Source organism: Pseudonocardia sp. McavD-2-B (genome assembly GCF_024124365.1).
In the GTDB taxonomy this organism is placed as follows: domain Bacteria; phylum Actinomycetota; class Actinomycetes; order Mycobacteriales; family Pseudonocardiaceae; genus Pseudonocardia; species Pseudonocardia alni.
This window is the reverse complement of the sequence record NZ_JAMXSG010000297.1, coordinates 1-6,848: the sequence shown is the minus strand read 5'-3', so window position 1 is coordinate 6,848 and position 6,848 is coordinate 1. Positions and strand designations below refer to the sequence as shown.

Genomic DNA, 6,848 nt, shown 5'->3' with positions numbered 1-6,848 from the left:
CGCGGGGCGACCACACGTGCGTGCCCGGCGCCGGAGTCCTCGTCCGCGGCGTGCGCCGGTTCCGCGTGGTGCCCGTCCGCGGACGCGCGCCCGCGAAGGGCAGGGTCGTCGTCGTGCCGTGGGCGCCGGATGCCGCTCCCGGCAGGAGCGGCGGGCCGCCCGGTCCGCTCCGTCATGGGACGACGGTACGGCGGATCGGCCGGGGTGGCGCGGTGCACGCAACGGTGACGGCCCGGCCCCCGAGCACTGCACCCCGGACGGCCCAGCGCCGGAACGGACGGAGCAGTGCGGACAGCCATTCGTGACTTTCCGTTGAACTACACCCGTGTAGTCGACACTCCGTGGGCTGCACCGGCACGAAGGAGTGGCGATGTGGTGACGCACCGCCGCATGGTGGCCGCGACGTGCCGGATAGTGGTCACCTGGGCCGAGGCGAGGACCCGTCGCCGAGGGCTTCCGACGGGCCGGACTCCGAACCGACGTCACCGACTGCTCCAGGAGGAGGCCGGGTGAACACGCTCCGTAGACAATACGGAGAGTCCTGGACCGGTCACGCCACTCGTACGAGGGGACCTCGCAACCAGAACTGTCACCCCCGTTTCCCCTCTCGTGTGTCACCCGTTGACCGGGTGAGTGGGCCGAACGGCGGTACCGGGTGTACGCGATACGGACCAGGCCGTGGGTCCCCACATGTCAGGCGAGCAGGAGGTACGGCGGGTGTACGAGTTCGACAGCGCTGCGGGTGGCCTCGAGTCGTCGATCCGGGCGCGACGCGCCGCGCAGGAGAGCTGGCCGTTCCCCGGCCGGCACGAGTCGCACGACGAGATCCAGGAGGAGACCCCGATCTTCCACGCCCTCACCGTCGGGGGCTGGCGGGACGGCCGGCGGAGCGGGAGCGCCGGCAACGCCGTGCGCCGCGTCCACCGCGGCACCGTCCGCACGACCCGCCGCGGTGGCGCGGTCCGGCCGACCGGGGACACGGTCGCCGCGTTCCACGCCGAGGGCGCACCGGTCCCGGCGCAGCCGCTCGGCCACGCGCCGCAGGAGCAGGACGACGGCGCCTGGAACACACCGGGCGACGCCGCCATGGTGATGCTGCGCCGTCGTCGCGACGCCGAGCGCGCCGCGGACCGGGCCGCGATCGCCGATCTGCTGGGCGGTGCCGGGCGGCACCGGCTGACCCGCACGGCCTGAGCGGCGTCCGAGCGACCGGACGGGCATCCGGCCCGGTCGCTCCGCCGGCACGGGCGGCGCGGTACGGCCGTTCGGCACCCTTTCGGGACCGGATCGGTACGCGAGGCAACCACGACACCCCCGGAGCGTCCCGGGGAGTAGCCGCACGCCACAGGCGTACGGCCGCACGGCAGGACCGGTGGGGACCGGGAGCGCCGAGGATGCACCAGAACATCCCGCGGACACACCTTGGGACCGCGGGATGAGGTGACGACCGGCTGGGGAGCTGGGTCGTCAGCACGCAAGGCGAGGGCCGGGGCGATGGTCGGAGGGAGCCGACCACCGCACCCGGCCCTCGCGCGTGCGGAGGCCACCGGCGTGGCGCGCGCGACACCGGTGACGCCGTCGGCGCCGACCGGAGCCGTGGGGAGCGCGGTTCCGGGCAGGGCGACGGGGCCGAGTGCGGGACATCCTCGTCCCGGACTCGCGTGGCGACATGATCGCCACGGAGTGTGACCGTATCGGGCGGCCGTCCGGGTCACAAGAGGGCATTCGCTGCATGTTTCGCCGTCCCGTCCGGCACACCCGCCACCACGTTCACCGCCGTCCCACCGGACGGCCGTACGACGCGCCGCGACGCGTGCTCGAATCGTTCCGCACGGTGACCCTCGGCGTTCTACCCTGCGAGGGATGAGCACCGATCCCGCCGCGACCGGCCCCCGGCGCACCGACCGCCCGCTCGACGAGGCCGGCGTCGTGACGGCCGTGCGACGGGCCGCGGAACGGGGCGCCACCGTCCGCCCCACCGGTGCCGGCGGCCGCGCCCCGGGACCCCTCGTCCGGACCGATGACGTACTGCTCGACGTGTCCGCGCTGACCGGCGTCGTCGAGATCGGCGAGGACACCGTGCGGGTGCGGGCCGGGGAGACCGTCGCGGACCTCTGCGTCGCCCTCGCCGCCGCCGGCCGGGCGCTGGCCACCGTGCCCGACGCGCCCCGCGCCACCATCGGCGGCGCCACCGGGCTGGGCATGTACGGCGGCGCCCCCGCGGAGGGCTCGCTGTCCGGCCAGGTCCGGGCCGTCCGGTTGGTCGACGGCCGAGGCACGGTCCGCGACGTCACCGGACCCGACCTCGACGCCGCCCGCTGCGGGCTCGGCGCACTGGGCATCGCGACCGCGCTGGAGCTCCGCACCGTCCCGCTCACGCGGCTGCAGGTGCACGAGCGCGCCGTCGGCATCGACGAGGTGCTCGGCGAGGACCTGCTCGGCGAGCACGCCTGGACCGAGTGCGACATCGCGGTCAGCCCGTCGGCGCACGCCGGGTCCGCGGTGCTGCGCTGGGCCGAGCCGGAGCCCGAGGCGACCGGTCCGGTCGAGCGCGCCGGCTGGGGGCAGGCGGTGTCGCGGCTGGCGTCGTCGTGGTGGTCCTCCGGGGTGGGGCTGCGGTCCGGGTGGCCGCCGCCGCAGCGCTGGGCGCCCGGCACGGCCGGGCCGCCGCACGAGGTACTGCCGGACCCGCAGCCGTGGGACCCGGACCTGTCCGAGTGGGCTGTGCCGCGTGCCGCGCTCGGGACGGTCCTGCGCGAGCTGGGGGCCGCCGTCGCCGCGCGGGGGCGGGAGCTGCGTCCCGTGCGGGTGCGCACCGGACGGGCCGAGACCGGTCTGCTGCACCCGGCGTCCGGTCGGGACACCGCCTACCTGCGGCTGCGGACCCGCGGACCGGCGGAGGAGCCGGTCCGCCGGCTCGCGGGCGCGGTCTGCGAGGACGCCGACGGGCGGCCCTGCTGGACCACCCGGCACGCCTGGGGGCCGGACGAGCTCGCCGTCGCCTACCCGGGGTGGGAGGCGTTCCGCGCCGTCCGCGATCGGTTCGACCCCGACCGCCGCTTCACCGACCCGCACCTCGCGGCCGTACTCGGCCGCTGACGGGCGCGGGACCGCTCAGACCTGCCCGCGCAGCCGCGCCGAGATCGACCGCACCGCGGCGAGTGACGCCCGGCGGTCGGCCCGGGTCGGCTCACCGGCGTCGATGACCTGCTCGCCGCCCACCCACACGTCGTGGACCAGGCGGGAGCCGCCTGCCCACACCAGGTTCGACACGAGCTGCGCGTCGTCCGACGGCGCGACGAACGCGGAGTCGTCGGTGTCGACGTGCACCACGTCCGCCCGCCGCCCGGCCTCCAGCGCGCCGAGGTCGTCGCGGCCGATCGCGTGCGCGGCGTCCGCGGTGCCCATGAGCAGCACGTCGGCGGCGGTGAGGGCGGCGGCGTCGTCGGCCCCGACCCGTGCCATCAGCCCGGCGAGCCGCGCCTGGTGCCAGAGGTCCAGGTCGTCGCAGGAGGCGGGACCGTCGGTGCCCAGACCCACCCGGACCCCGGCCCGGCGCAGGTCCAGCAGCCGGGCGGTGCCCGCCGCGAGCTTCGCGTTCGAGCCGGGACAGTGCGCGACGGCGACGCCGTGCCGGGCGTAGACGGCGATGTCGTCGTCGGACAGGTGGACCGAGTGCGCGGCCAGCACCCGCCCGCCGAGCGCGCCGCCCGCGTCGAGCATCGCCGGGACCGAGCCGTGGGCCTCGCGCACGGCAGCGTCCTCGCCGCGGGACTCCGCGACGTGGGTGTGCACCAGCGCGCCGCGTTCGCGGGCGGCCGCGGCGACCGACTCCAGCGCACCCGACGGCAGCGTGTAGGCCGAGTGCGGGCCGTAGCCCAGCTCGATCCGGCCGTCGTCGTCGGGGACCAGGCCATGGGCGTCGATCCGGGCGGAGACGTCGTCGCGCATCTGCTCCCAGGTCCCGAGCCGGTCCCAGCCGGGCGCGGCGATGATCCCCGGGGTGAGCACGGCCCGCGAGCCCGCGGTGCGGACGGCGTCGGCCAGGGCGTCGGTGAAGAAGTACATCTCGACGCTGGTGGTGCAGCCGGTCCGCAGCAGGTCCAGGCAGCCCGCGAGCATCCCGGCGTGGACGTCCTGTTCGGTCAGCAGGCCCTCCGCGGGCCACATGACCTCGGTCAGCCACGGCATCAGCGGCAGGTCGCCGCCCATCCCGCGCAGCAGCGACATGGGGGTGTGGCAGTGCGTGTTGACCATGCCGGGCATGAGCAGCCCGGGCAGCGGCCGCACCACGGCGTCGGTCGCCGGCGCGTCGGAGGCCGTGCCGAAGAACGCGATCCGGCCGGTGTCGTCGACGTCGAGGACCGCGTCACGCACGACCGGGAAGCCGGGCGTGCAGGGCAGCGCGACCGGGGCGGTGAGCCGCTGGAGGACCGCCATGTCAGCGGCGGTCGAGCAGCGAGCGCAGCGACCGGAACGGCGGCAGCCAGGCGCCCTCGTCGGGCAGGGTCTCCAGCGAGACGCGCGGCAGCGGCTCGCGGAACACGCCGTCGATGTCCTCGAGGTCGAGGAACGACAGCGTCTCCGAGGCCAGCGCGAACCCGGCGTACTCGCGGAAGCCGATCACCGTGACGTCGGTTCCGACCTCGATGAGCTTCTCCAGCGGCTCCCGGAACGCCCGCCCGTCCCCCGAGGCGACGACGACGTGGCGCAGCCTGCCCTCGGCCGAGCGCATGCCGATGTGGGCGAGCATGTCGTCGTCGACGTCGGAGTCCTCGCTGGTCTTCGGCTTGGCGAAGACGGCGAAACCCACGTTGCGCAGGGCCTCGACCCAGGGCCGGACGATATCGATGCTGCCCGGGGCGACGTTGGTGAACACACACGCCTCGGCCTCGGCCTCGGGGCCGGCGAGGTCGAGCAGCCAGCGGCCGACGGCGTCGAACCGCGGACGGTAGGCCGAGGTGGGGCGGGCGCCGAGCAGCGAACCGAGGCTCATGTCCATGTTGGGCGCGTCCCACACCAGCAGCACGCGCTCCTGCGGGCCCGTCGGAACGCCGCGTCCGTGTTGCCCCGTCCCGCTGCTCATGCCGGGGAGCCTAGCCGCCGTCGCCCCGCCCGCCCGGCCCGGCGCCCACGCGGGTGAGACTGTCCCCATGGAGAACCCACCGACCGGGCCGGAGCAGCTCGCCACCCGGACCGCCGAGATCATGCGCGACGGCGACCGGGCGAGCCGTGCGGCGGGGGTCGACGTCGTCGCGGTCACCCCCGGACGGGCGACGGCGACCATGACCGTCCGTCCCGACCAGGTCAACGGGCACGGGGTCTGCCACGGCGGCTACCTGTTCCTGTTCGCCGACACCGCGATGGCCTACGCCAGCAACTCCCACGGCGTCTCCGCCCTGGCCAGCGGCGCGGACATCGCGTTCCTGCGCCCGGCGCACGAGGGCGACGTCCTCACCGCCGAGGCGGTCGAGCGGGCCGCGAGCGGCCGGTCCGGGCTCTACGACGTCACCGTCCGCGCCGACGACGGGACGGTCGTCGCCGAGTTCCGGGGCCGCACCCGGCAGGTGCCGGGCCTGAGCCCGGTCACCGCCCGGCCCTGAACGGCCCTCAGCCCTGGTCGTCGCGGGGCCGCAGCCCGTGCGGCTCCAGGAACGCCGGCCGCAGATCCGGGTCGGGCTCGTCGTAGTAGCGGTGGAAGACCGGGGTCTGCGAGCCCGACATCGGCGGCACGATCCAGCTCCAGTCGGCCGGGCAGCGCCGTCCCGCGGCCTCCTCCTTCGCCAGGAAGGTCATGAACCGCTCGGCCTCGCTGTGGTGGTCGGCCATGGTGACGCCGTCGGCGTCGAAGGAGTAGGTGACCGCGCGGACCAGCTCGACCATCGCCCGGTCCCGCCACATCGTGCGCACCGACCGGGTGTCGAGCCCGAGCCGTTTCGCGATCTCGGGCAGCAGGTCGTAGCGGTCGGTGTCGGCGAGGTTGCGGGCGCCGACCTCGGTGTCGAGGTACCAGCCGTTGAACGGGGCGGCCGGGTACACGACCCCGCCGATCTCCAGCGGCATGTTGCTGATGGCGGGCACCGAGTGCCAGCGCAGCCCGAGCCGGGCGAACCAGGGGTGCTCGGGGTGGCGCAGCGGGACCTCGTGCACGGCGTCCGGCGGGACGTCGAACAGCCGGGACCGCCCGTCCGGGCCGGTGATCAGCAGCGGCAGCACGTCGAACCGGCCCGCCGGCTGCGGTCGCGGCCACCCCATCCCGACGACGTGGTCGGTGAAGTCGGCCTGCCCCGGGTCCCCGGTGACGGTGCCGTCGGGGTTGCGGTGCCCGGCGTAGCGGACGAGCTGGTCGTTACGGATCCGCGGGCCGGGACGCCCCGGGGCGTCCGGCGCGAACACCGTCATCGTCGAACGGATCTTCCCGCCGCGGGTGGCGGCGCGCAGGTGCCCGACGCTCTCCTGCGCGATGTCGGCCGGGTCGTTCAGGTGGCGCAGGTCGCGGACCTGCAGCGACTGCCAGTACAGGCGCCCGATGCAGCGCGCGGAGTTCCGCCAGGCCACCCGGGTGCCGAAGACCAGCTCGTGCGTGGTGTGGGTGTAGGTGCCGACCCGGTCGATCTCGGCGCGGACCTGGCGCAGCCGCTCCGGCAGCGGGACGCCCGGCTCGGTCTCGGCGTACACCTGGCGCAGGAACTCCTCGGCCACGGCCGGGTCGACGGGGGCGGGGTCCCGCTCGTCGGCGACGCCGGGGGGCGGCGGGTGTCCGCCGGAGCGTCCGTGCCCGGTGACCGGGCAGCCACCGGTGGCCTCTGCCGGGGGCGCGGTGCGGCTTCCGGCCGACGGCGCGCCAC

Annotated in this window: 6 protein-coding genes; 3 read left to right on the top strand and 3 right to left on the bottom strand. The window is 75.8% G+C overall.

Going from position 1 to position 6,848, the window contains the following annotated elements:
- Positions 1-717: 717 nt before the first annotated feature.
- Positions 718-1,194: a hypothetical protein gene (locus tag NH602_RS26390; RefSeq protein WP_253069194.1), complete on the top strand. Its 477-nt coding sequence runs from the start codon at positions 718-720 to the stop codon at positions 1,192-1,194.
- Between the two features lie 669 nt (positions 1,195-1,863).
- Positions 1,864-3,099, top strand: a complete 1,236-nt coding sequence (locus tag NH602_RS26385) for a D-arabinono-1,4-lactone oxidase (protein ID WP_179761502.1) — start codon at positions 1,864-1,866, stop codon at positions 3,097-3,099.
- A gap of 15 nt (positions 3,100-3,114) precedes the next feature.
- Here NH602_RS26385 and NH602_RS26380 read toward each other — a convergent pair whose 3' ends face one another.
- Both NH602_RS26380 and NH602_RS26375 read right to left on the bottom strand, forming a co-directional pair.
- Entirely contained in the window at positions 3,115-4,440 is a 1,326-nt protein-coding gene (locus NH602_RS26380) for an amidohydrolase family protein (RefSeq protein WP_253069193.1), read from the bottom strand.
- Position 4,441: 1 nt separating this feature from the next.
- On the bottom strand, positions 4,442-5,086 hold the full coding sequence (locus tag NH602_RS26375) for an NYN domain-containing protein (RefSeq protein WP_073576110.1): 645 nt from the start codon (positions 5,084-5,086) through the stop codon (positions 4,442-4,444).
- 67 nt (positions 5,087-5,153) lie between these two features.
- On the opposite strand from NH602_RS26375, the gene paaI reads away from it, so the two are divergent.
- A complete protein-coding gene (paaI, locus tag NH602_RS26370; RefSeq protein WP_073576109.1) occupies positions 5,154-5,603 on the top strand; it encodes a hydroxyphenylacetyl-CoA thioesterase PaaI in 450 nt (149 codons plus the stop codon).
- A gap of 7 nt (positions 5,604-5,610) precedes the next feature.
- On the opposite strand, the gene NH602_RS26365 is transcribed toward paaI, so the two are convergent.
- Positions 5,611-6,702 (bottom strand): nitric oxide synthase oxygenase, encoded by a 1,092-nt coding sequence (locus tag NH602_RS26365; RefSeq protein WP_301549258.1) that lies wholly within the window; start codon positions 6,700-6,702, stop codon positions 5,611-5,613.
- Positions 6,703-6,848 lie beyond the last annotated feature (146 nt).

Excerpts from the sequence above, each read along its gene's own strand:
- NH602_RS26385 (WP_179761502.1), top strand. The coding sequence starts at position 1,864 with ATGAGCACCGATCCCGCCGCGACCGGCCCCCGGCGCACCGACCGCCCG.
- NH602_RS26380 (WP_253069193.1), bottom strand. The coding sequence starts at position 4,440 with ATGGCGGTCCTCCAGCGGCTCACCGCCCCGGTCGCGCTGCCCTGCACG.
- NH602_RS26375 (WP_073576110.1), bottom strand. The coding sequence starts at position 5,086 with ATGAGCAGCGGGACGGGGCAACACGGACGCGGCGTTCCGACGGGCCCG.
- paaI (WP_073576109.1), top strand. The coding sequence starts at position 5,154 with ATGGAGAACCCACCGACCGGGCCGGAGCAGCTCGCCACCCGGACCGCC.